Raw genomic sequence first — 23099 nt, 5'->3', positions numbered from 1 at the left:
AAAGTCTACAATGCCGCAGGAGTACCATGGGCCGATGGACTGTTTCCGAGCCTGCCCGAGCGACAAAAAGCGGACAAGCACCTTCCGGGTGCATGGACGAGATTTTTTCCGGCGGGCTTGGCGGATGTCGAGAGGAATTCCGCGGCACTAGAGGTGCGGGAGCAAACGATGTAGGATACATACATATGGGAAGCTCTGAAAAAACACCACGTCGCCCTCGGGAAAACGCGATGCGATCGAAAATCGAGAGAGGGCGATTCCTACTTGATCAGGGTTTCCTATGATTTTCCCCGATAGAGGAGGAACTTCCATGACATCCGCAACGACCCGACGTCCCCCTCTACCCCTTCTCCTCGCCGCCTATGCGGCCATCTATCTTATCTGGGGCTCCACCTATCTGGCCATCCGTTTCGCCGTGGAGACCATCCCCCCCTTCCTGGGAGGAGGCGTCCGCTTTCTCGCCGCTGGAGGACTTCTTTACCTGTTCGCGCTCACCAGGACCCCCGAGAGACCGACACGGCACGGCTGGAAACAGGCCTTCAAGGTGGGAGGGATCATGCTCGTCGGTGGATACGGAGGAGTGATGTGGGCGGAACAGGTGGTCCCCTCGGGGCTGACGGCGCTCATTATCACCGTGGAACCTCTGTGGTTCGTCCTGTTCGACTGGCTCATCTTCAAATCCGGGCGTCCGGGAAAGATCGAAAGCCTGGGGCTTCTCCTCGGCTTCGCCGGCACCATCGCCCTCGTCCTTTCCGAGGGCGGCGGGACTTCGGCGGCTTCCGGAGACGGAGACCTGCTTCTCGGCATGGCAGTCATTCTGGGAAGCACCGTGTGCTGGACCTTCGGCTCCCTCTACTCCCGAAAGGCCCGGATCGCCACGTCGGATCTTCTGGGCATCGCGATGGAAATGCTCGCCGGAGGCGTGTCGCTTTCCGCCATCGGCTTTCTCGCGGGAGAAGCCTTCCGGGTTCGTCCTGAGGCAATGACGGCGAAATCTCTCTGGGCGCTGCTCTACCTCGTGATCTTCGGCTCCCTCGTGGCCTTCACCGCCTTTCTCTGGCTGATGAAAGTGGAGAAAGCCTCCCGCGTCGCCACACACACCTTCGTGAATCCTCTGGTGGCGCTCTTTCTCGGCTGGCTCCTCGCAGGCGAGAGCATCACGGGAACGATGCTCATCGCCGCCGGAGCGATCATCCTTTCGGTGGTGCTCATCACCACCGCTCGAACGCGCAAGGAAAGTCCCCCGGATGCGGACGAGGTCGTCGCGGCACCTCTCGCCGCGGTCTCGTCAGAAGAGGGGAACGCCGCCGGATGACGTCGCGTCCCGAAGAATCTCCGAGATGACCGCGTCCGACGCCCCGGGAAAGCCCGCTTCGAGCGCCTTTTCCCGCATGCGGTCGAGACGCCCCTCCTCCCGGACCAGGTCGGTCAGAAGGCGCATCACGTCCTCGGACGTGGCGGCGAGAACGCCCGCGCCACATCGCTCGAGATACGTGGCATTGTAGACTTCCTGGTAGGGAATCGGGCTGACGAGGATCATGGGGACCCCGACGCTCAGGGCTTCACTCACTGTAAGCCCTCCGGGCTTCGTGACGAGAAGATCCGCCTCCGCCAGATACTCCTCCAGATTCTCCACGAAACCGAACGCACGGAACGAACACCCCTCTCGGGGACGGTATCCTTCGAGTCTCCCCATGAGGTCCCTGTTCCTCCCCGCCACGACAGTGACATCCGCGGGCGTTCCCAACCGGCGGAGGTCGTCAAGGATGTTCAACGCCAGGGAATCGGAGATGCCGCTCGTCACGAAGAGAATCGAGAGGGGGGAACCTGCGTCGCGGCGGAGCTGCCGCGACGCAGCGGCGCGCTCCCGGGCTTCCCGGTATTTTTTGAGGACGGGAATGCCCGTCAGGGAAATGCGCTCTCGTGGAACACCAAGCCCGCACAGATCCTCGACGACGATGGGGCTGGCTGCGAAATAGCGGTCCACGCCGGGACTCATCCACATCCTGTGCAGAGCGAAATCGGTGACCACCGTGTAGATCCGCCCCAGGTAGAGCCCTTCTTCCTTCATGCGGGAGAGCACATTTGCCGGGAAGAAGTGCGTGCACACGCAGATCTCGGGCTCGTTCTCCCGGACATAGCCGAGAAAACGCTTCACGTTCTCCAGGCTGATCCGCTCCACGAAACGGAGCATGAGACTCTTGTCCCGATCCTGATCCGTGAGTTCATACATGATTTTACAGGCCAAGTGAGCGTGTTCGCTGATAAACTTGTAGACATCGCTGTAGGACCACTTGAACAGGTCGTTGGAAAAATCAATGAGATCCAGAACGACGTTGGGAATCCGCCTGTCGTCGAGAGCTTCCCGGAGTGCCCTCGCGGCCATGCGGTGTCCGTTTCCCGCCGTCACGTGAAGCAAGTGAACGGGTTTCATGGACCTTCCTCCAAAAGAGATCCCGGCGCCCAAACGTCAGTGCTGCCGCCGGGCTCCGGGAAGAATCAAAACAGCTCCCGCAATGGTGCACAACACCATCAGGGTCGTGAGAATCAGCATAAGCCTCATTATCCATCCTCCCCCTTCGAGGTCAAGTTTCAGAAAGGTAACGGCAGAACGGGGCGCCCCCGCCGGGGAAAGCCTTCGATAACTCCGAACGTCCCCTCCGGATCCGTCACCACCCTGTGCGGAAGAAGGACGGAGATGAGGACGGCCCGGCCGAAAACAAACATACCATGCTCCCGTCGTGACGTGATGGGAGACCAAACGGAACGTGTGCCTTTTTCCATCACACCGCAAAGGCGTTTCTCCAGCGGAAATGCATCCGGGAAAAGACATCCCCTATGACATGGACCATACGCCTCGCAGACGTTTTCCGCATACGGAAGTCTCCCTAGCCTCTCCTACGTATTTTCACCGATTTCTCCAGGTGACTTTCGAAAGCGCGGCAAAAGGGCGATTTATGCTTGACTTTTTTCTTCACGAGATAAATAATGTCAGTATAAAATGCAACCCTGGAGGTGCATGCAGTGGATAAGTCTCGTTTTCTCTACGAGGGCAAGGCAAAGAAAATGTACCTGACGGACGATCCGGAAACGCTCCTTCTCGAATACAAGAACGACCTCACCGCGTTCAACGCTCTGAAAAAGGACTCTCTCGAAGGCAAGGGAACCTACACCAACCGGATCAGCGCCCATCTTCTCCGCTACCTCTCCGAAAAGGGCATCCCCAACCACTTCATCGAACTTCTCGACGACAGACACCAGCTCGTGCGACGAGTGACCATCCTCCCCCTGGAGGTAGTGGTGCGCAACGTCACCACGGGCTCCCTCTGCAAGCGCCTCGGCATCGCCGAGGGCATGACGCTTCCCCGGCCCCTCATCGAGTTCTACCTCAAGGACGACGCTCTGGGCGATCCCCTGGTCACCGAGGATCACGCCCTTCTCTTCGGCTGGGCGTCGGAAGAGGATCTGAGAAAGATCAAGGAGACCGCCACCCGGGTGAACGAACTTCTGAAGGCACTCTTCGAGAGCAGAGGAATTCTCCTGGTGGACTTCAAGCTCGAGTTCGGAAAGACCGCGGACGGAACGCTCATCCTCGCCGACGAGATCTCCCCCGACACTTGCCGCTTCTGGGACCGCGCTTCGGGAGATCGCCTCGACAAGGACCGCTTCCGCAAGGACCTCGGCAACGTTCTCGAAGCCTACGAGACCATCTGGAACCGCCTCTCGGGAGAGGGGAGGGCCTGATGCGCCACCGTGCCGAAATCATCGTGACGCTGAAAAGCGGCGTCCTGGACATCCAGGGCAAGGCGGTCTTCCAGTCCCTGCAACAGCTCGGCTATGGAGAACTGGAGGACGTCCGGGTGGGCAAGGTGATCCACCTCCTCCTTGACGCCCCAACCCCCGAAAAGGCACGGGAACTCGCCCGAGGCATGTGCGAAGACCTCCTCGTGAACGAACTCATCGAGGAATATCGGATCTCCCTGGAGGCGGCGGAGCAATGAACGTCTCCGTCGTCGTCTTTCCCGGAAGCAACTGCGACCAGGACGCGGTGAGGGCCCTCGCGTCCTTCACGGGGCGCCCCGTCGCGCAGGTTTGGCACGGAGATCCGGCACTTCCCGCCGCGACGGACCTGGTTATCCTTCCGGGAGGATTCTCCTACGGGGACTATCTCCGCACCGGCGCCATGGCCGCCCGCTCGCCCATCATGGAGGCCGTCCGCCGCTACGCCTATGCGGGCGGGCTGGTGCTCGGCATCTGCAACGGTTTCCAGATCCTCACCGAGGCACGCCTCCTTCCGGGGGCACTCCTGCCGAACAAGACGCTGACCTTCGTCTGCAAGCCCTGCACACTCCGGGTGGAGCGGACGGACACGCCTTTCACCGGAGCGTTCCGCCCGAAGCAGGTGGTGCAGTTTCCCATCGCCCACCACGAGGGACTCTTCTATCTTCCCGAAGAGGAGCTGAACGGACTGGAACAGCGCGGACAGGTGGTCTTCCGCTACGCCTCGCCGGAGGGATCCGTCGCGCCCGAGGCGAGCCCCAACGGCTCGCTCCGCAACATCGCGGGTATCGTCAACGAGCGGGGCAACGTGCTCGGGCTCATGCCCCATCCGGAGCGTGCGAGCGACCCGGTTCTGGGAGGACGGGACGGCCTCCTCGTGTGGCAGTCCGTCGCGAACTGGATCGAAGGGGGTCATTGACGTGGATTTCCGTACCGTCGGCTTGACGGAGAACGAATACAAGACGATTCTTCGGGAACTGGGGCGCACTCCCAACGAGACAGAGCTGCGCCTCTTCGGCGTCATGTGGTCCGAACACTGCAGCTACAAATCCACCCGCCCCCTGCTGCGCCTCTTCCCCACCGAGGGGAAGGCAGTCGTCCAGGGGCCGGGGGAGAACGCGGGCGTCGTGGACCTCGGAGAGGGCTTCGGGCTCGCCTTCAAGGTAGAGAGCCACAACCACCCCTCCGCGGTGGAGCCTTACCAGGGCGCCGCAACGGGCGTGGGGGGCATCATCCGGGACATTCTCGCCATGGGGGCGCGCCCCGTGGCATCCATGGACGGTCTCTTCTTCGGTGATCCGGAGTTGCGGAAGACCAAAGCGCTCCGGCAGGGCATCGTGGCGGGCATCGGCGGCTACGGCAACGCCGTGGGCGTTCCCACCGTGGGAGGCAAGACGGTCTACGACGAGGCCTACACGGAAAATCCCCTCGTGAACGCCTTCTGCGCCGGAGTCGTCCGCCTGGAGGACATGGTGCGCTCCGACACGGCGCAACCGGGCAGGCTCGTGGTGCTTCTGGGGGCAAAGACAGGAAGGGACGGCATCGCCGGAGCGGCCTTCGCGTCGGTGGAACTGGCGGAGGACACCAGCGCCAGTCGCCCCCAGGTACAGATCGGAGACCCCTTCGCGGAGAAGCTCCTCATCGAATGCTGCCTGGAGCTTCTGGAGAAACGCCTCATCGATTCCATGCAGGACATGGGCGCCGCGGGAATCATCTCCTCCTCCAGCGAGATCGCCGCCAAGAGCGGCGTGGGCATGGTGCTGGACCTGGACCGCGTCCCCCTTCGGGAAAAGGGCATGACCCCCTGGGAGATCGCCCTTTCGGAATCCCAGGAGCGAATGCTTCTCGTCGTAAATCCGGACCGCATGGAACAGGTTTTTCAGGTAGCGGCAAAATGGGGACTGGACTGCACGGTCTTCGGTGAGACCACCGGGGACGGCCGCTTCGTCATGAAGGCCGGAGGCGTGACGGTGGTGGATCTTCCTCCAGCCTTCATCGGAGGCAACGCCCCCATCATCCACTGGCCCTCCCGCGAACCACGAGACCTGGAGGAGCGGCAGCGGCTCAAGGTGGAGGAACTTTCCCCGCCGAAGGATCTCGGCGCCGTTCTCCGCTCGCTTCTGGAAGACCCCAATCTGGGGAACAAGGCCTGGATCAGCGAGCAGTACGACTCCATGGTCCAGACCAACACGGTGCTCGGGCCGGGAGGCCCGGTGAGCGTTCTTCGCGTTCTCCGCGGAGACAGATCTCCGGTCTTCGTCGCCTTCTCCATGGAGGCCGACCCCTGGAAGTGCCGCACCGATCCCAGAGGCGGCGGCGCGGAGACGCTGGCCCGCTCCCTGCGCTCCCTCTCGGTCTGCGGAGCGGACCTCCTTGGATGGACGAACTGCCTCAACTTCCCTTCGCCCCAGGATCCGGAGGTCTTCTGGGAGATGCGGGAGTGCGTCCAGGGCATGGCGGACGCCGCAAGGGCGTTTTCCTGCCCGGTTGTCTCGGGGAACGTGAGCCTCTACAACGAAACCCCCCAGAGGAAAATCCTTCCCACTCCTCTCGTGGTCGCCGCAGGACTCCTTTCCGATCTCGACGGATTTCTTCCGTGGAGCCGCTGGCGTGAGGGGGACCACCTCTTTCTCGCGGGAATGCCCAGTGCCGCTCTGGGGGCGAGCCGCTACCTCCTGCGCACCTTCGGCCTGCTGCGAGGAAAGACGCTTTCCTTCGACGCCGGGGCGGAACAGGATTTCGCCGCTCGGGCACGCCGCACCGCAAAAGAAGGGGCCGCCCGGAGTGCCCGCGCCCTTGCGGGAGGAGGCCTCGCCGTGGCCCTCGCCAAGGAGGCTATGGAGTCCGGCATCGGCGCTCGCCTGGATGTGCAGATTCCCACGCGGCCCGATGTCTTCCTCTTCGGAGAGGGAGGTCCCAGAGCACTCTACGCGGTGCCATCCGTGTCCCTTCCACTCTTCCGCAACATCTGGCGCGGCTTCCCTCTCACGGAACTGGGCGTGGCCACGGGGAACATCCTCGACGTGAAGCGGGGTTTCTCCCTCTCTCTCGCGGAACTTCGCGACAGCTGGAGGCGATGAGCCGTGTGCGGCGTCTTCGGAGCCTTTTCCACCACATCGAGACCCGTTCTGGAGGACATCTATCTCGGCCTCTACGCGCTGCAGCACCGCGGCCAGGAATCGGCGGGCATCGCCTGGTTCGATGGCCGTGAACTCTCCACCGCGAAGGGCATGGGGCTCGTCCACGAGGCCCTTCGCCAGGAGGAACTCGCCAGAACTCCCGCCTCGGTCGGGGTGGGACACGTGCGCTATTCCACCGCGGGAGGATCCTTCTTCGCCAACGCCCAACCCTTGACCGCCACCTACGCCAGGGGGCACGTGGCCATCGCCCACAACGGCAATCTCACCAACGCGGACGGAATCCGGGCGTATCTCCAGGGACGGGGAGCGATCTTTCACTCCACGTCGGACACGGAGGTCATCCTCCATCTCATGGCACACCAGGCGCACAAACCCTCGTTGGATGCGCTCCTCTCAGCCCTGCTCCGCCTTCGGGGGGCCTACAGCCTGGCGGTTCTCCTGGACGGTCGCCTCGTTGCCGCCCGGGATCCCTGGGGATTCCGTCCTCTCGTGCTGGGCCGACGGGAGGACGTCTTCTACGTCGCGTCGGAGAGCTGCGCTCTGGACATCGTGGGCGCCGAGTTCGTCCGGGACGTCGCTCCCGGAGAGGTGGTGCTCATCGGCGACGAGGGGTTCCGCTCCCTCTCAATCTCGCACAAGGCGAAGCGTTGCTACTCCTGCGCCTTCGAATACGTCTACTTCGCCCGCCCGGACAGCGTCATCGACGGCATCTCCGTCTACGAGACACGAAAGCGCCTCGGCAACTATCTGGCGAGACGGACTCCCGTCGCGAAGGCGGATTTCGTGGTGGGCATGCCCGACAGCGGTACCCCCGCAGCCATCGGCTTCGCCCAGGAGGCGGGCATTCCCTACGAGAAGGCCATCACCAGAAACCGCTACGTGGGGCGCACCTTCATCCAGCCCACCCAACGGGTTCGGGAACTCGGCGTTCGGATCAAACTGAACCCCATCGAGGCCTGCATCGCCGGAAGAGAGTTGGTGGTGGTGGACGATTCCCTCGTGCGGGGCACCACCTCCCAGCGGATCATCTCCATGATCCGCGAGGCATCTCCGAAGGGAGTGCACCTCCGCATCGCCTCCCCACCCGTGCGTTTCCCCTGCTACTACGGCATCGACACTCCCACCAGCGAGGAACTCGCCGCGGCCAGACTGGACAGACAGGCCCTGGAGCGTCTCGTCGGCGCGGACACGCTGGCCTATCTCTCCCGAGAGGACCTGCTCGCCGCCATCGGCAAGCCCGAGAATTCCGTCTGCACCGCCTGTTTCTGCGGCGACTACATGGACGAGGAGAACGGCCTCGACCTGGAGATCTCCTGAACAGAGCAGGGACCGACTTCGCAAGGAAGGGAAGGACGAACATGGACGACTACGCGTTCCCCCGCTCCCGCGTCGCGGGGGAGGAAACGTCCGGCAAGGAGAGTGCTCTGCGCTACGAGAGCGCTGGCGTGAGCATCGACAGAGGAAACGCCTGGGTAGGCGTGATCCGCTCCCTCGTGGAGCGCGGGGGAAAGGATCCCCGCGTCGCCGGAGGCATCGGAGGCTTCTCCGGGCTGTTCCGCATCGGCGGAGGAAAACTTCTCGCGGCCTGCTGCGACGGAGTGGGAACAAAGCTGGAAATCGCCCGGGAGGTCGGCAACCTCCGCGGACTCGGCCAGGACCTGGTGGCCATGAACGTGAACGACCTCGTCACCTGCGGCGCCGTGCCGCTCTTCTTTCTCGACTACATCGCCTGCGGCTTTCTCGATTCAGAGCGCTACGCCGAAGTGGTCGAGGATATCGTGAACGCCTGCGCCGCCTCGGACTGTGTTCTTCTGGGCGGCGAGACGGCGGAGATGCCCGGCGTCTATCCCCGGGAGGGATTTGACCTGGCGGGATTCGCCGTGGGCATGGTGGAGGAGGAGCGCCTGGTGGACGGCTCAGGCGTGGCATCCGGCGATCTTCTCGTGGCGCTGCCGAGTTCCGGGCTGCACAGCAACGGCTTCAGCCTCGTCCGCAGGGCCGTCGAAAAAGCGGGACTCTCTCTCGCCGCAACTCCTCCTGGACTCGATGAACCGCTGGGACAGGCGTTGCTTCGCCCCACCAAGCTCTACGTCCGGGAGGCCCTCGCTGCGGCCCGTACCGGTGTGGTGAAGGCCATGGCTCATATCACGGGAGGCGGCCTGGAGGAGAACGTGAACAGGGTCCTCGGGAAATACCGAGCCGCCGTGGACTACGGCTCCTGGAAGCGGCCGGCGGTGTTTTCCCTTCTCGCCTCCCTCGGCATCGCCGAGGAGGAGATGCGCCGGGTCTTCAACCTCGGTGCGGGATTCGTCTTCGTCGTCTCCCCCGATGATGAGGCGGATCTCCGGAAGACCCTCGCCTCCTTCCGGACCTCCGCGGGAGATCCCTTCGTCCTCGGCGAGGTCGTCCAGCAAGGTGCGGCGTGATGATGCCCTCGCGGATCGCCCTCTTCATCTCCGGAAGGGGATCGAACATGACCGCCATCGCTGAACACATCCGGGACGGCAGCCTTTCCGCGGAGATCGCCTTCGTCGCCGCCGACCGGGAGGGAGCGCCGGGCATCGAGACGGCCCGAACCCTCGGCCTTCCCACCGTTGTCTGCTCCTATGCCGAACTGGGCCGGGAGCGGGCCGAGCGAGCGCTCGCCGCGGCAGTGCACGAACACCTCGCCTCGTGGATCGTCCTCGCGGGTTTCATGCGGGTCCTCTCCGCATCCTTCGTCCACGAGTTCGCGGAGAGAATCGTGAACATCCACCCTTCCCTCCTTCCCGCCTTTCCGGGGAGCGAGGCCATTCGCCAGGCCTGGGACTACGGCGTGAAGGTCACGGGAGTGACGGTCCATCTCGTGGACGAACGAGTCGATCACGGCCCCATTCTCGCCCAGGCGGCGGTACCCATAGAGGAGAACGACACTCCGGCCCGCCTCGAGGAGCGCATCCACTGCGTGGAGCACGATCTGTACTGGCGCTGCCTTAAAGATCTCCTGGAAGGACGTTTCACAAAGACAGGAAGGAGGCGCATGCGCCGTGAACACCCGTAGAGCACTTCTCTCTGTATGGAACAAGGAAGGGATCGTCCCCTTCGCACGAACCCTCGCCGACATGGGCTGGGAGATCGTCTCCAGCTCAGGAACCGCAAAGGCCCTCGCCGAAGCGGGCATCGCCTGTACCGAAGTGGCGGATCTCACCGGTTATCCCCATCTTCTCGGCGGACGCGTGAAGACCCTGCACCCCGCCATCGCCGGAGGCATCCTCGCCCGGAGGAACCTTCCCGCGGACATGGCGGACGTGAACGCCCACGGAATCCCCCTTCTGGACATGGTGGTCTGCAATCTCTATCCCTTCGAGGAGGTGGCCCGGAGCGGCGCCGACCTGGCGGAACTTCTGGAGCACATCGACATCGGAGGCATCACCCTCCTCCGGGCGGCGGCGAAAAACTATCTCCACGTGGTGGTCGTCCCCTGCCCCGGCGACTACGAGACCGTGCTCAACGAACTCCGCGCCGAGGGAAACGTGACCTCCGCCACAAGGCAGCGCCTCGCCCTGTCGGCCTTTGCCGCCACATCCCTCTACGACGCTACCATCGTCCAGGGGCTCCAGGCGGAACTCGGCACAGCGAGCGGCCCGGAGGAACCGGTGCGCGTCCTCGGTCTTCGCGCCGCCCAGGAACTCCGTTACGGCGAAAACCCTCACCAGCGGGCAACCCTGCTTCTGCCGCCCCTGTCGGACCTTCCCTGGGAGCAATTGGGAGGAAAGCCGTTGTCGTACAACAACATCCTCGACCTCGACGCAGCTCTCCGGGGCAGCGCTCTTCTCGCGGACACCTGTGCCGCTCTCGTGGTGAAGCACACTACCCCCTGCGGAGCCGCCACCGGAAAAACGCCCTCCGAAGCCTTCCTCAGAGCCCGGGAGTGCGATCCCGTCTCCGCCTTCGGTGGCATCGTGGGCTTCACTCGTAGGGCGGACCTGGCCACGTGCCACACTCTTGCGGAACAGTTCCTGGAGATCGTCGTGGCCCCCGACTACGACGAGGAGGGGCTGGACCTTCTCAGAAAGAGCCGCCCCAATCTCCGCGTGCTCCGCTGGAAGGGCGGCCGAGTCTTCCCCGTGGAGTTCCGGAGCACCTGGAGCGGCATGCTGCTTCAGGACGACGCGCTTCCCGAACTGCCCACGCCCTCGGGCGGCGAATGGATCGGTACCCCCCGCCCAGACCTCTGGGAGGACCTGCTCTTCGGCTGGAAAATCGCGGCGCTGAGCAAGAGCAACGCCATCGCCATCGTCTCGGGCGGCTGCACCCTCGGCATCGGACGGGGCTTCACCAGCCGTGTGGACGCAGTGGACTGGGCGGTGAAACAGGCGGGAGAGCAAAGCCGGGGAGCGGTTCTCGCCTCAGACGCCTTCTTCCCCTTTCCGGACGGTGTGGAGCACGCCGCCGCCGCGGGTATCGCGGCGATCATCCAACCCGGAGGCTCCCTGCGAGACGAGGACGTGGCCGAGGCCGCCCGCAAGGCCGGAGTCTCCATGTTCCTCAGCGGACGGCGAACCTTCCGCCATTGAGTTTCAAACCCATCCAAGGAGGACGACCATGAAGATATTACTTCTCGGTGGCGGGGCCAGGGAACATGCGCTGGCAATGGCCCTGCGGGCAAGCCCTCTCACGGAGGCGCTTCACTGCGCACCAGGCAACGCGGGCATTGCCTCCCTCGCGACGCTTCACGGCGTGGACATCACGGATGCCGAAGGAGTCACGGCCCTCGCGGAGGCACTTTCCGCCGACCTCGTCGTCATCGGTCCCGAGGCACCCCTCGTGGCGGGAGTGGCGGACGCCCTCCGGAAAAAGGAGTTCGCCGTCTTCGGTCCCGGAGCAGCGGGGGCGCGTCTCGAAGGAAGCAAGGTCTTCGCCAAGCGTTTCATGGAGCGCCACGGCATTCCCACGGCACCATTCGCGGTCTGCACCACCCTCGACGAGGCGAAAAAGGCCCTCGCGGCACGCAGGGCGCCCTTCGTCGTCAAGGCGGACGGACTCGCCGCAGGAAAGGGCGCATTCCTCCCCGATTCGGCGGGAGAGGCCGAGCGGATCTGCCGGGCGCTTCTCGAAGAGCGTGTCCTCGGCGACGCGGGAGCACAAATCGTGGTGGAGGACCATCTGCCGGGATGGGAGGTCACGGTCCTCGCCGTGACGGACGGCAAAACGATCCGCATCCTTCCTCTCAGCCAGGACCACAAACGCGCCTGCGACGGAGACCGGGGACCGAACACGGGGGGCATGGGCGCCTACACGCCGGTCCCCCAGGCAACGCCGGCCCTGCTCGAGAAAATCCGGACCCAGGTCCTCGAACCCACGGTGAGGGGGCTCGCCGAGGAGGGCATTCCCTTTTGCGGCGTCCTCTACGCGGGCATCATGGTCGTGCAGGGGAATCCCCTGCTTCTGGAGTACAACGTACGCTTCGGCGATCCCGAGGCACAGGTGGTGCTTCCCGCACTTCGGGTGGACTGGGCGAAGGTCTTCGCCGCCTGTTGCCGGGGCGAGCTGCACCGCATCGCCTGGCCCGGGGAGCAGAAGGCCGCCGTGGGCGTCGTCCTCGCCTCGGGGGGCTACCCCGACGCCTACACGAAGGGCTATCCCATCTCGGGCATCGACGCGGCAGAACGGGAAGGCGTCACGGTCTTTCACGCGGGAACAGTCTTCGGAAACGCGGGCGTCGAGACCGCGGGAGGACGGGTGCTCACCGTGGTGGGCGTGGCGGAGTCGCTCCGCGAGGCCCGGCAGCGCGCCTATGCGGGGGTGGAGAAGATCTTCTTCAAGGATGTCCACTTCCGGCGGGACATCGCCTCCAAGGCGCTTTCCGCACCTCTCGTCGGCATCGTCCTGGGCTCGGCTTCGGACGCGCCCCTCGCGAAGGAGATCGCCAAGACTTTCGACGAGCTTCACATCGACTACGAGGTCACCGTCTCCTCCGCCCACCGGACTCCCGACGCCGTCGCCGCCTACGCACGAAACGCCGCTCCCCGGGGTTTGAAGGCGATCATCGCCGTGGCGGGACTTTCCGCAGCTTTGCCGGGAGTACTTGCGGCCCACACCGCACTTCCCGTGGTGGGGGTCCCCGTTGCGTCGGGAACCCTCGGCGGCATGGACGCGCTCCTCGCAGTGGCTCAGATGCCTCCGGGCGTCCCCGTGGCCTCCATGGGCATCAACGGTGGACGCAACGCGGCGCTCTTCACCGTGAGAATACTGGCCCTGCAGGACCGCGACACGGCGACGCGCCTCGACGCATGGATCGCCGAGGCGGCACGGGGAGTGGCCTTCTCGCGGGAGAAGCTCGCGCCCCTGCCGCTGGCGCCGGAGGCGGCCTTTTCTTCGGACGGAGAGGACGCGTAGACAGTGTCCGTACATCACCCCTGGCACATGTGGTCCACCGTCCTCCGGGAGACCTACGGCGCCAGGGTGCACAAGATCTCCCTCGATCTCGGAGCCGGCTGTCCCCACCGAGAGGGGCTCCAACGGAAGGGGTGCATCTTCTGTGATGCCCGGGGCGGCGGAAGCGGCGCCGCCCTCTCGGGAATCTCCCTGGCGGAACAGGTCCGAAAAGGGGCCGAGACTTGTCTGCGCCGCTTCGGTGCCACCAGGGCGATCCTCTACTTTCAGAGCTATTCCGCCACATTCCTCCCCCTGGAGGAGCTGCGCCGTCGCGTGGAGGAGGCACTGGCGGAGGCGTCCCGGGCCATCACCGTTGTGGGCGTGGCCGTGGGCACACGCCCCGACCTCGTTCCCGAGAGCGTGCTCGATTTTCTGGCCTCCCTTGCGGAGCGCCCCGTCCTCCAAAAGGACACCGTCCGGGGCAACACGGAAGGAACCTGTCCTCCCTTCCCGGAAACGCTTCAAATCTGGCTCGAACTGGGAGTCCAGACCACCGACCCCGCAGGGCTCGCCTGGCTCAACCGCGGACACGACCTAGGGGCCGTCGAAGACGCCTTTTCCCGCGCCCGACAAAGAGGACTACACCTCTGCGCCCACCTCGTCGCGGGCATCCCCGGCGAGGCACAAGACCAGCTCGAACGTTCCGCTCGTTTCGTGACCCGCCTCGGCGCGGAGGCCGTCAAGTTCCATCCGCTGCACGTCCTCCGGGACACCGAACTGGAGCGGCTCTACCGCGAGGGGACCTTCACCCCACTCTCCCTTGACGACTACTGCCGATGCCTCGTCGGCGCCCTCTTCGCCCTTCCCGAGGGGACAATCGTCCAGCGCCTCACCGCCGATGCCCACCCACCCCGGCTCATCGCCCCGGAATGGATCGCCCGCAAGAACGACGTCCTCGCCCGGCTGGAGGACATGATCGCCCGAAGGACACCGCAGCCGTAGATGGGAATTGCACAATTTCTTCCTTCGTGATACTTCTTTCGTGATGCTTCTTTTCCGGAAGAGAGACCGTGCCCGTCGGCTCGGAGTTCCACGGGACCGCCTCTTTCAAGACCTGTGACGCTCCCGATGTTCCGGTACAGGTTTCGGTCCGGCGGCATATCGGCTCCTTCTTTCGCCGAAGGAAGCACACGCTCGCAGAGGGAGGGAACGAAAGATGACCATCAAAGTTTTTGTATCCGGCGCATCGGGCAACGTGGGGCGCAGTCTCGTCCGCGCCCTGGCGGTCTCGGAGGATCTGCGACTCGCGGGAGGATGGTGTCGCGAGGCGGGGAAGGATCTGGGCACGCTGGCGGGCATCGAGCCCCTGGGCATCACCGCGTCGGGGGATCTCGCAAAGGGGCTGGAGACGGCAAAACCAGACCTCGTCATCGACTTCACCTCTGCGACGATTCTCATGAAAAATCTGGAGTGCTACGCCGAGCGAGGGCTCATCGCAGTGGTAGGCACCACGGGGCTCGACGACGAGAACATGGCCCGGGTGGAACGCCTTGTCGCGGAGAAACGCCTCCGCTGGGCGGTGATCCCCAACTTCGGCCTCGGCATCAACCTGGTCCTGGACTTCCTCGAAAAGGCCCGGAAGTTCTACCCCTACGTGACCATCCTGGATCGTCATCCGGCGACTATGGCCAACGCCCCGAGCGGCACGGCGGCCATGCTGGCGAAACACGCCGCCGCCACGGGATCCCTGGGAGAGGTTCAGAGCCGCGAGATCTTCAAGAGCGTGCTCGGCGGCAACATCGACGGCGTTCCCGTCCACTCCGAGCGCCTTCCCGTTCCGGGAGGCCATTCGGAACACGAGATCACCCTCGCCCGCAAGGATGAGATCATCCGCATTGAGGTTCGGGACTTCTCGAGCGACGTCTACGTGGACGGCGTTTTTCTCGTGGCGCGCACGCTCCCGACCCTGCCCCCGGGAACACTGCTCCGCAGCCTACGCGAGGTGAGCTGACCGAACACATCGCCCACGAAAGGGGTTGCCGCCGGAGCACTTCTTCTCCGGAACATTCCGGAAACCCCCGTAAAACGAAAAATGAGCAGACGCTCCCGGGCACAATCCCGGGAGCGTCTGCGTTCGTTCCGGAGGTGACTGTGAAGAGTATCCTGTCCGTTCCTCCCGAATCCAGGCCTTCTTCGATTCTCCGGTGCCTGAGACCTCGATTCTTTCGGAAGCTCTTTCGCAACGGGAAACCTGTGCCGTTCGGACCTCTAAGATATCGGAGGCGTCTCCGGAGATTGCCTCCAGAGATGGTTCCGACATCTTCTCCGACAGGAAAGACGGAGGCGGGACTCTCCTATTTGCCCCCCACAGCGTTGTTCAGAGGAACAGTCTCCTCGGCGGAGACCTTCATCCCCGGGAGCAGCTGCAGCGCGCCGAGGTCGGCGGGATGCTCCTGTCGCCAGGTCACCACGGGCAGCCCCCAGATCTTGATGAAGCCCACCGCGGCATCGTGGTCGAAGGCATCTCCCTCGGAATAGGTGGCGAGATCTTCCTTGTAGAGGGCGTTCGGCGACTTGACCCCCACCACCACGGCCTGCCCTTTGTAGAGGCGCAGCCGCACGACGCCGTTCACGTACTGGTTCACGTGGTCGAAGAAGACGTCCAGGGCTTCTTTGTAGGGGGAGAACCAGTTCGCCTCGTAGGTCATCTTGGCATACTGCTGTTCCATGGCGACCTTCCCCTGGAGCACGTCTTTCGAGAGCGTAAGCGTTTCGAGAGCCTTGTGGGCGGAGATCAGAACATGGGCGCCGGGGCATTCGTACACTTCACGGCTCTTGAAGCCCACGAGGCGATCCTCGAGCATGTCGATCCGTCCCACGCCGTAGTCACCGGCGATCTTGTTGAGCTTTTTGATGAGGGTGGGACCGTCGAGCGTTTCTCCATCCAGCGCCACGGGAATTCCCTTCTCGAAGGTCACCTCCAGATATAGGGGCGTGTCCGGAGTATCCCAAGGATCCTTGGTGAGGGTGAAGGCGTCGGAGGGAGGCTCGTTCCAGGGGTTTTCGAGAATACCGCACTCGATGGAACGACCCCAGAGGTTCTCGTCGATGCTGTACACACCGGACCCCTCCGCGGGAACGGGAATGCCGTGCTCCGCCGCGTAGGCAATCTCCGCGTCCCGGGAGAAATGCCAGTCCCGGACGGGGGCGATGACCTTCAGGTCGGGATGGTTCGCCTTGGCGCACACCTCGAAGCGGACCTGATCCTGCCCCTTGCCAGTACAGCCGTGAGCGACCGCAACAGCATTTTCTTCCTTGGCGATCCAGGCCAGGTACTTGGCGATGAGAGGACGGGAGAGTGCGGAGTTGAGGGGGTAGGTCCCCTGGTACATGGCATTCGCCTTCAGGGCGGGCCAGACAAAATCAGAGACGAACTCGGAGGTGAGATCCATCACGTAGGCGTTACACGCACCGGTCTTGAGGGCCTTGTCCTTTGCTACCTCGAGGTTCACGCTCTGACCGACGTCCGCCGTGAAGGTCACCACGTCGTATCCCTGGTCCTTGAGCCATGCGATTGCCACGGAGGTGTCGAGCCCTCCACTGTAGGCCAGAACGACCTTTCCCTTGTATTCCTCACATTTGGGCATTGCCATTGCCTTTTTGCTGCACGTCATTGTCGTCTCCTCCTTTGTAATTGTTGGGCACATCGTCCCGAATTCCGTTTTTTCGACTCGAAGTTCGCCAGGATAAAAAAAATGCCCGTCCCTCATAACAAGGGACGGGCATTAACCCGCGGTACCACCCTACTTGGAAGAAGCGTTGCCGATTCTTCCCTCTCGACGCCCTATAACGGAGGCTTCCGTGCTCCTACTTGGACTTTCGTCCTTTCTTCGGAGCGGGCTCGGAGGTTCTCTTCAGCCGTGTTCGCCGGGAAACGCTCTCAGCCTAAGGCGCTTCCTCTCTGGCGACGAGACGACGACCTACTCTCCCCGTCATCACCCGATTCTGGGAAATGAAGGCGGTCACAGGTCTTATGCGTCTAGCTCGCCGGAAGCCATGCAGAGCGTTCACAGCAATCCTCCTCGAAACTAAGTTGTGGAAGATTGTATCACGGAAGCGGCAATTGTCAACCCTGATTTTTCCTCGCGCCTACGGATACGAAGGCGGGCGTCATGGAGGAGGGAGGGCGTTTCGCGATTTCTCCTCGCGCCTACGGATACGAAACATGTCACGGGCTTTCCGGAAAAGGGCGGTTTCGGTGCAACCATGGGTTCTTTTCTCTCGTCTTTTCTCTCGGGGGACATGGCTGCCCCGGAGACAAAGCGCGTTGCACACATGCTTCGGAGGGCTCCCGCACAATCCGGCAGAAGGGGCGTGGTCGCCCCGGAGACAAAACGCGTTGCGCTTCCAGGGAACGGGAAAACATTCTCCGCTTCATTGCCCCATACTCGGATGACATTTTAACGAGGACGGAGGAAGCGCACAAAAGTCCAAAGCAGCGGAACGGGGTGTCACAGAAATACCAACGGTACGAGGACGGCTCGCCCCGACACTCTCGGACGTTGCGCAGTGTCTGAGATGCGATCTCTCCGGCTGATCGCCCCCCCGACGCCTCTGGGCATTACCGGGAGAGCTTCATGTCTCCGTCGCGAATGAGACCCCGTCGCCGGAGAACGGCGGCGAAGACCAGGGTGAGAACCGTGGGAAAAAGAAAATGAAGCAGGAGAATGCCAGGCCAGGCCCCGGCACCCATGACGTCCAGCGTCGCGAGCTGTCCCACGAGGCCGCTGGTGCCCATGCCCGCTCCGATACGGCTGTTCTCCATGTGGAAGAGCACCGTCGCAACGGGACCGAGGCACGCTCCGGCCAGTGTAGGCGGCACCCAGATCCAGGGGTTGCGCACGATGTTGGGCATCTGTAGCATGGATGTGCCGAGCCCCTGGGAAAGAAGCCCTCCCACGCCGTTCTCGCGGTAACTCTGCACTGCGAAGCCGATCATCTGGCAGGCGCACCCCACGGTAGCAGCGCCCGCGGCGAGCCCGGAAAGGCCGAGGGAGATGGAGAGAGCGGCGCTGCTGATGGGAAGCGTGAGAATCATGCCCATGAGAACCGCCACGAGAATGCCCATGGGAAGAGGATGGAGCTGGGTGGCCAGATTGACCGCATCGCCGAGAAGCGCCATGCCCTTTGCCACGACAGGACCGGCGGTGATGCCCACCAGTCCTCCGACAAGGATGGTGCAGGCGGGAACGAGGACGATGTCCACCCCGGTCCGCCCGGCGATACGACGGGCGAACTCAGCGCCGGCAAGGGACGCCACGAGAGCTCCCACGGGCTCCCCGATCTGGAAGACGATTCCGGATGCTCCCGGCGTCACTGTTCCAGCGCCGATCGCTCCCGCCGCGATGGCCGCGAAGAGCCCGAGAGGAGGCACCTTGACGCTGAAGGCGACCCCGGCGCCGATGGCCGGTCCCATGAGGTATTGGGCCACCGTGCCGAAACGCAGAAGCTGCTCCACCCCGAGAAGTGTGCCAAGCTGCTTGAGAATCAGCCCGATGATGAGGGACGAGAACAACCCCAGGGCCATTCCGTTCAACACGTTCACCAGGTACTCCCGAAACGCGACTGTTCTCTCTTTGGGCCGGTTCATGGCAACGCATCCTCTCGTGGACAGGGTTCGCAAAATGACTTTACAAGTGTCTTGTCACCTAGCGTTCCGCCACTATACCAGCCTCGTCGCTTTCGATCAAGTATCCCGCCTTGCGCAGGGCGGCGCGGATCCGTTCGAAGATCTTTCCGTCCCGGACCTCCACATGGTGCAGATGGAGCCCGTCCGTGAGCGCGGAGAGGGGCGTGACGCCCTCCCCGCGAACCTTCTCCATGAACTCCGCCACGTCCGCCCGGGAGGCGAGCATGAGGGCGCCCGTCATCTCACCGTAAAGAGGGTGCTCCACCACCACATCGAGGACCTTGCCTCCGTTGTCCACGATGAGGCAGAGTTCCTCCTCCATGGCGTCGTTCGTCCTGTGGCGCGTCACGAGAAGGCGCACCTCTCCTTGTGGCGCCGCGTCGCCGAGAAGCGCGTACCCCTGGGGCGTCGAGAGGACAGGAACGCCCGCGGCGCGGAGGATCGCCATGTCCTGCACGATGACCTGACGGCTCACACCGAAACGGAGGGCCAGATCGCTTCCCTTGTGGTTGGACGCATCCCGGAACAGGAGAGCCAGGATCTCCTTGCGGCGGTCCTCCCCCCTGAGAGGCATGGTCAACGCCCTCCTTCCGATCCTGCATCGTGCAGCAGCGCATCCACAGCCCGGAGCTCCTCCGTGATGGCTCTTCGGGAGACCGCGTGAGCCAGACCGTCGAGCGGTGTCGGTTCGGCGTTCACGATGGCGAGAAAGGCTCCGGAGGCCCTGGCGAGACGGGGGTACCAGTTGGCGGGGGACACCGTGAGGGACGAGCCAAGGACCAGGAAGAGCCCTCCCGAAGCAGCCGCTTCCTCCGCCTCCTCCATGGCCCGTTCGGGCAGGTTCTCGCCGAAGAGGACTACGTTGGGCCGGAGCGCTCCGCCGCAGTCGGGGCACTCGTGTCGCTTCAGAAAGAGTTCCGCCCCGTATTCCTGCCGGCACCGGGAACAGCGAAGACTGCGCAGGTCGCCGTGCAAAGGAATGACGTTCCGCGAACCGGCCATTCCATGCAGGCCGTCCACGTTTTGGGTAATGACGCACCGAACGATGCCCCGCCGCTCCCATTCCGCCAGGATATGGTGCCCCCGGTTGGGTTGCACCGCGAGGAGCGTTTCGATGCGCCACCGGTAAAATTCTCGGAACGCCTCGGGATTTCGCTCCAGAGCCCACAGCGTGGCGAACTCCCTCGGATCCCGGTCCTTCCACAGCCCCTGGGGAGACCGGAAATCCGGCAGGCCCGACTCGGTGCTCATGCCAGCTCCGGTGAAGACCGTGATGCCCTCGCCCCGAAGAATCCGCTCCGCCAGCACCGTCGCGAAGGTCCGTTCCGAATCGCCCTGTTTCTGTTCCCGTTCCTGTCGCGCATTCGCCATACGGAACCTCCCTTCTTTCGGGGCGCTTCCGAAACAGATCCGACAAGAGGAAATTGGCCGGAACCGCACGGAGGGAATTGCCCCTCGAAAAACCCTCTGCCTCAGCGTATTATGTTATACAAAGAATACTCGTAACACGTCCATATTCATTCCCGCTCGCGCAGTCCGAAACACTCGACGCGGCTCTGGAGGCCGACACATGACCTGGTTTATCGAGATCGCCAAACTCTTCGCCTTCGGGATTCCTGGCTGGTTTCTCCTTGAAAGGCTGCGGATGCCTGCCGCTCCCATCGTGGGAGCCATGTTCTCCGCGGGAGCGCTCACCATGCTCGGCGCGGGACATGTCGTCGCTCCACCGCTCTTCAACGTTCTCCTCCAGATCCTTCTGGGGCTTTTCATCGGCTTTCGGGTTACCCCGGAAACACGTCAGGTGCTCCGCATCATGGGAAAACCAGCCATGCTCGTGAGCATCTGGTGGCTTGTCGCCGCACTGCTCACGGGAGCGCTGCTCTACCGGTTTACTTCCCTCGACCTCGCAACGGCACTGCTCTCCTCCGTTCCGGGGGGTGTGGCGGAAATGAGTCTCCTCTCCCTCTCTCTGGGAGGCAATCCCGCCATGGTGGCGCTGCTCCAATCCCTGCGCCTCGCCTCGGTGCTCTTCTGCGTTCCCCTTCTGACACCCTACGTACAGCGCCGCTTCGGCGGCGGAGCGAATACCTCGCACTGTTCCCCGGAAAAGAAACCTGCGAGGCGGGAAGCGAAAGGGGCATCCACGAGAAACGGCGGAACGACACCCCCTCTCGCTGCGGGCGGTCGTCTCCTCTCGGTGTCGGTGGCCGCGGCGGGGGGAGCGCTCTTCTCCTTCCTCCACGTCCCCGCCGGAGCGTTTCTCGGAGCCTTTCTCTCCACGGGAATTCTGGGATTCTTCGGCATTCGCCTTGCGGAATTACCCCCGAAGCTCCGCACGGTCGCCCAAATCGGCCTCGGAGCGATCATCGGAAGCCGCTTCGACATGCAGATGCTCCGCTCCCTGGGAAATCTGCTCCTGCCCATCCTTTTCACCACAGTGTTCATGCTCCTCTGGGGGTTCGTGCTGGCCTTCCTCCTGTACAGACTCACCCGCTGGAACATCATGACCTGCTTCGTCTCCACCTGCGCGGGTGGGCTCTCCCAGATGGGCATCATCGCCGAGGATATCGGCGCGGATCCCGTGGCCGTGAGCATCCTCCACCTGATCCGCCTCTTCACGATTCTGATCGTCATGCCCCCGCTTTTCAAGTGGCTGCTGCTCTCCTAGCGCTCAGCCTCCCAAAACTCGTCGCGGAAACGCCCGCATCCGGGGCGATCCCGCTCAGAACCGCACTGCCAGAAAACGTCCCCTTCCAGCATGTCCCAGAAATGTCCCGTCGGCGAAGACGAGTTCTCCCCGGGAGAGAGTGGCGCAGACCTTTCCCGTTACGGCAAGCCCTTCGTAGGGGGAGAAATCGGTCCGCATGTGCAGCGTCTTCGCGGAGAGGGTCCATGTCTCGTGGGGGTCGAGGACGACCAGGTCCGCGTCGGCTCCGGGGAGAAGGGACCCCTTGTGCGGATAAAGGCCGTTGATGCGTGCGGGCGCCTCCGCGAGAAGCCGGACCAGCGCCGGAAGAGAAAGGTGTCCTTTGACGACGCCTTCGGAGTGAAGCAGGGGAAGGAGCGTCTCCACGCCGGGAAGACCATAGGGAAGGTTCCGGAACGATCCTTTCCAGCACTTCTGCTCCCGGGTGAAGGGACAGTGATCGGTGGCGACCATGTCCAGCTCTCCCGACGCCAGGGCCTTCCAGAGCGCCTCTCGGTCCATCGCCGTCCTCAGGGCGGGCGCGGCGGAGTAGAGGTGCCCCTCCTCCGTTGCATAAACCTTCTCCGTAAGGAGCAGATACTGAGGACAGGTCTCGGCGGTGAGAGAAACGCCGCGCCGCCGGGCCTGCCGCACCTCCTCCACGCCGTCCCGGGAACTCACGTGGACGATGTGCACCCGTGTCCCCGTCCGGGCGGCGATCCAGGCCACGTCATGGATCGCCGCGGCTTCGCACGAGGCAGGACGAGTCCGGGCGAGAGAGACCATGCACTCCTCCTCCGGCGAAAGTTCCTCCTGGAGGGAGGTCACGATCTCCTCGTCCTCCGCGTGAACCAGGGCGAGAGCGTTCACGCCGGAGAGGACGCCGAAGGCGTCGAGCAGGCGCCCCCTGTCGGTGCGCCGCCCCGAGGCACCGTAGGCGGTGAAAAACTTGAAGCTCCGGACGCCCATTTCCAGGGCCTCCCGGATTTCTCCGGCCCTGGAGCGTTGCCATCCGACGATCTCTCCGTGCAGCGCGTAATCCGTCACGGAGGCGCGGGCCGCCTCCAGGCGGACCCGGATGTCCTCGGCAAGAGTGGTCTCGGCACTCCCCACGGTGAAATCCACCAGGGTGGTCACACCACCGCAGAGCGCCGCCCGCGTTCCCGAGGCGAAATCGTCGCTCGACCGGAATTTTCCCACGGGAAGATCGAGGTGGACGTGGGCGTCGATACAGCCGGGAAGGACGAGTCTGTCCTCCGCGTCAAGAACCCGCCGCCCCTCCAGTCCCTCTCCGACGGCGGCGATGGATTCGCCGCAAATCGCCACGTCGGCCCGAAAGCAGTGCCGAGACGTGACCACCGTACCACCCTTGACGACCAGATCGAACATGAGGACACCTCCCGAGAATCGTTGCCTTTCCGGCGCCTCCCACTGCCTCCCTCTCTTC

At 63.8% G+C, this 23099-nt stretch carries 19 protein-coding genes and 1 other annotated feature; of the genes, 13 read left to right on the top strand and 6 right to left on the bottom strand.

All coding sequences use genetic code 11. The features are described from left to right. Positions 1 to 310 precede the first annotated feature (310 nt). A complete protein-coding gene (locus K349_RS0113155) occupies positions 311 to 1315 on the top strand; it encodes an EamA family transporter (protein ID WP_029166229.1) in 1005 nt (334 codons plus the stop codon). Here the strand turns inward: K349_RS0113155 and K349_RS0113150 are convergent. Further along, positions 1289 to 2434, bottom strand: coding sequence for an MGDG synthase family glycosyltransferase (locus K349_RS0113150; protein ID WP_029166228.1), 1146 nt, complete (start codon positions 2432 to 2434; stop codon positions 1289 to 1291). The two genes, K349_RS0113155 and K349_RS0113150, sit on opposite strands and share 27 nt — an antisense overlap. Positions 2435 to 3024: 590 nt before the next feature. On the opposite strand from K349_RS0113150, the gene purC reads away from it, so the two are divergent. From purC to dapB, 11 genes are all read left to right on the top strand, one after another. Beyond that, positions 3025 to 3744: a phosphoribosylaminoimidazolesuccinocarboxamide synthase gene (purC, locus tag K349_RS0113130; RefSeq protein ID WP_029166226.1), complete on the top strand. Its 720-nt coding sequence runs from the start codon at positions 3025 to 3027 to the stop codon at positions 3742 to 3744. After that, entirely contained in the window at positions 3744 to 4001 is a 258-nt protein-coding gene (gene purS, locus K349_RS0113125; protein ID WP_029166225.1) for a phosphoribosylformylglycinamidine synthase subunit PurS, read from the top strand. The genes purC and purS overlap by 1 nt, the downstream gene beginning before the upstream one ends. Beyond that, a complete protein-coding gene (purQ, locus tag K349_RS0113120; protein ID WP_029166224.1) occupies positions 3998 to 4699 on the top strand; it encodes a phosphoribosylformylglycinamidine synthase subunit PurQ in 702 nt (233 codons plus the stop codon). Before purS ends, purQ begins: the two co-directional genes overlap by 4 nt. 1 nt (position 4700) lies before the next feature. Then, positions 4701 to 6860 (top strand): phosphoribosylformylglycinamidine synthase subunit PurL, encoded by a 2160-nt coding sequence (gene purL, locus K349_RS0113115; RefSeq protein ID WP_029166223.1) that lies wholly within the window; start codon positions 4701 to 4703, stop codon positions 6858 to 6860. 3 nt (positions 6861 to 6863) lie between these two features. Beyond that, positions 6864 to 8237, top strand: coding sequence for an amidophosphoribosyltransferase (gene purF / locus K349_RS0113110; RefSeq protein ID WP_029166222.1), 1374 nt, complete (start codon positions 6864 to 6866; stop codon positions 8235 to 8237). Positions 8238 to 8278: 41 nt separating this feature from the next. Next, positions 8279 to 9346 carry a phosphoribosylformylglycinamidine cyclo-ligase gene (gene purM / locus K349_RS0113105; protein WP_084460391.1) on the top strand — a complete coding sequence of 356 codons (1068 nt, stop codon included), beginning with the start codon at positions 8279 to 8281 and terminating at the stop codon, positions 9344 to 9346. Then, a complete protein-coding gene (gene purN / locus K349_RS0113100) occupies positions 9346 to 9960 on the top strand; it encodes a phosphoribosylglycinamide formyltransferase (protein WP_051464373.1) in 615 nt (204 codons plus the stop codon). Before purM ends, purN begins: the two co-directional genes overlap by 1 nt. Continuing rightward, the gene (gene purH / locus K349_RS0113095; protein WP_029166219.1) at positions 9947 to 11476 is read left to right on the top strand and encodes a bifunctional phosphoribosylaminoimidazolecarboxamide formyltransferase/IMP cyclohydrolase; all 1530 of its coding nucleotides are present in this window, start codon (positions 9947 to 9949) and stop codon (positions 11474 to 11476) included. Before purN ends, purH begins: the two co-directional genes overlap by 14 nt. A 28-nt stretch (positions 11477 to 11504) precedes the next feature. Next, on the top strand, positions 11505 to 13298 hold the full coding sequence (purD, locus tag K349_RS0113090; RefSeq protein ID WP_029166218.1) for a phosphoribosylamine--glycine ligase: 1794 nt from the start codon (positions 11505 to 11507) through the stop codon (positions 13296 to 13298). A gap of 3 nt (positions 13299 to 13301) precedes the next feature. Beyond that, positions 13302 to 14279 carry a TIGR01212 family radical SAM protein gene (locus K349_RS0113085; RefSeq protein ID WP_029166217.1) on the top strand — a complete coding sequence of 326 codons (978 nt, stop codon included), beginning with the start codon at positions 13302 to 13304 and terminating at the stop codon, positions 14277 to 14279. A gap of 214 nt (positions 14280 to 14493) precedes the next feature. After that, on the top strand, positions 14494 to 15288 hold the full coding sequence (gene dapB, locus K349_RS0113075; RefSeq protein WP_029166216.1) for a 4-hydroxy-tetrahydrodipicolinate reductase: 795 nt from the start codon (positions 14494 to 14496) through the stop codon (positions 15286 to 15288). A gap of 343 nt (positions 15289 to 15631) precedes the next feature. Here dapB and K349_RS0113070 read toward each other — a convergent pair whose 3' ends face one another. From K349_RS0113070 to K349_RS0113050, 4 genes are all read right to left on the bottom strand, one after another. Next, on the bottom strand, positions 15632 to 16951 hold the full coding sequence (locus K349_RS0113070) for an argininosuccinate synthase (RefSeq protein ID WP_029166215.1): 1320 nt from the start codon (positions 16949 to 16951) through the stop codon (positions 15632 to 15634). Positions 16952 to 17048: 97 nt separating this feature from the next. After that, positions 17049 to 17282: a binding site (T-box leader), on the bottom strand. Positions 17283 to 17898: 616 nt separating this feature from the next. Further along, positions 17899 to 18927: a PTS sugar transporter subunit IIC gene (locus tag K349_RS0113060; protein ID WP_029166213.1), complete on the bottom strand. Its 1029-nt coding sequence runs from the start codon at positions 18925 to 18927 to the stop codon at positions 17899 to 17901. A gap of 58 nt (positions 18928 to 18985) precedes the next feature. Continuing rightward, on the bottom strand, positions 18986 to 19540 hold the full coding sequence (locus K349_RS0113055) for a transcription repressor NadR (RefSeq protein ID WP_029166212.1): 555 nt from the start codon (positions 19538 to 19540) through the stop codon (positions 18986 to 18988). Between the two features lie 2 nt (positions 19541 to 19542). Then, entirely contained in the window at positions 19543 to 20337 is a 795-nt protein-coding gene (locus tag K349_RS0113050) for an NAD-dependent deacylase (RefSeq protein WP_084460390.1), read from the bottom strand. Here K349_RS0113050 and K349_RS0113045 point away from each other — a divergent pair. Continuing rightward, positions 20240 to 21634, top strand: coding sequence for an AbrB family transcriptional regulator (locus K349_RS0113045; RefSeq protein ID WP_274703394.1), 1395 nt, complete (start codon positions 20240 to 20242; stop codon positions 21632 to 21634). The two genes, K349_RS0113050 and K349_RS0113045, sit on opposite strands and share 98 nt — an antisense overlap. A gap of 54 nt (positions 21635 to 21688) precedes the next feature. Here the strand turns inward: K349_RS0113045 and hydA are convergent, their stop codons facing one another. Then, entirely contained in the window at positions 21689 to 23041 is a 1353-nt protein-coding gene (gene hydA / locus K349_RS0113040) for a dihydropyrimidinase (protein ID WP_029166209.1), read from the bottom strand. Positions 23042 to 23099 lie beyond the last annotated feature (58 nt).

Source organism: Aminiphilus circumscriptus DSM 16581, assembly GCF_000526375.1.
GTDB lineage: Bacteria > Synergistota > Synergistia > Synergistales > Aminiphilaceae > Aminiphilus > Aminiphilus circumscriptus.
This window is presented reverse-complemented; position numbering and strand designations above follow the sequence as displayed.

What these genes read in the sequence shown, in the direction of transcription:
- K349_RS0113155 (WP_029166229.1), top strand. Translation starts at nt 311, where the DNA reads ATGACATCCGCAACGACCCGACGTCCCCCTCTACCCCTTCTCCTCGCC.
- K349_RS0113150 (WP_029166228.1), bottom strand. Translation starts at nt 2,434, where the DNA reads ATGAAACCCGTTCACTTGCTTCACGTGACGGCGGGAAACGGACACCGC.
- purS (WP_029166225.1), top strand. Translation starts at nt 3,744, where the DNA reads ATGCGCCACCGTGCCGAAATCATCGTGACGCTGAAAAGCGGCGTCCTG.
- purQ (WP_029166224.1), top strand. Translation starts at nt 3,998, where the DNA reads ATGAACGTCTCCGTCGTCGTCTTTCCCGGAAGCAACTGCGACCAGGAC.
- purM (WP_084460391.1), top strand. Translation starts at nt 8,279, where the DNA reads ATGGACGACTACGCGTTCCCCCGCTCCCGCGTCGCGGGGGAGGAAACG.
- purN (WP_051464373.1), top strand. Translation starts at nt 9,346, where the DNA reads ATGATGCCCTCGCGGATCGCCCTCTTCATCTCCGGAAGGGGATCGAAC.
- purD (WP_029166218.1), top strand. Translation starts at nt 11,505, where the DNA reads ATGAAGATATTACTTCTCGGTGGCGGGGCCAGGGAACATGCGCTGGCA.
- dapB (WP_029166216.1), top strand. Translation starts at nt 14,494, where the DNA reads ATGACCATCAAAGTTTTTGTATCCGGCGCATCGGGCAACGTGGGGCGC.
- K349_RS0113070 (WP_029166215.1), bottom strand. Translation starts at nt 16,951, where the DNA reads ATGACGTGCAGCAAAAAGGCAATGGCAATGCCCAAATGTGAGGAATAC.
- K349_RS0113060 (WP_029166213.1), bottom strand. Translation starts at nt 18,927, where the DNA reads ATGAACCGGCCCAAAGAGAGAACAGTCGCGTTTCGGGAGTACCTGGTG.
- K349_RS0113055 (WP_029166212.1), bottom strand. Translation starts at nt 19,540, where the DNA reads ATGCCTCTCAGGGGGGAGGACCGCCGCAAGGAGATCCTGGCTCTCCTG.
- K349_RS0113045 (WP_274703394.1), top strand. Translation starts at nt 20,240, where the DNA reads ATGCCCTCGCCCCGAAGAATCCGCTCCGCCAGCACCGTCGCGAAGGTC.
- K349_RS0113050 (WP_084460390.1), bottom strand. Translation starts at nt 20,337, where the DNA reads ATGGCGAATGCGCGACAGGAACGGGAACAGAAACAGGGCGATTCGGAA.
- hydA (WP_029166209.1), bottom strand. Translation starts at nt 23,041, where the DNA reads ATGTTCGATCTGGTCGTCAAGGGTGGTACGGTGGTCACGTCTCGGCAC.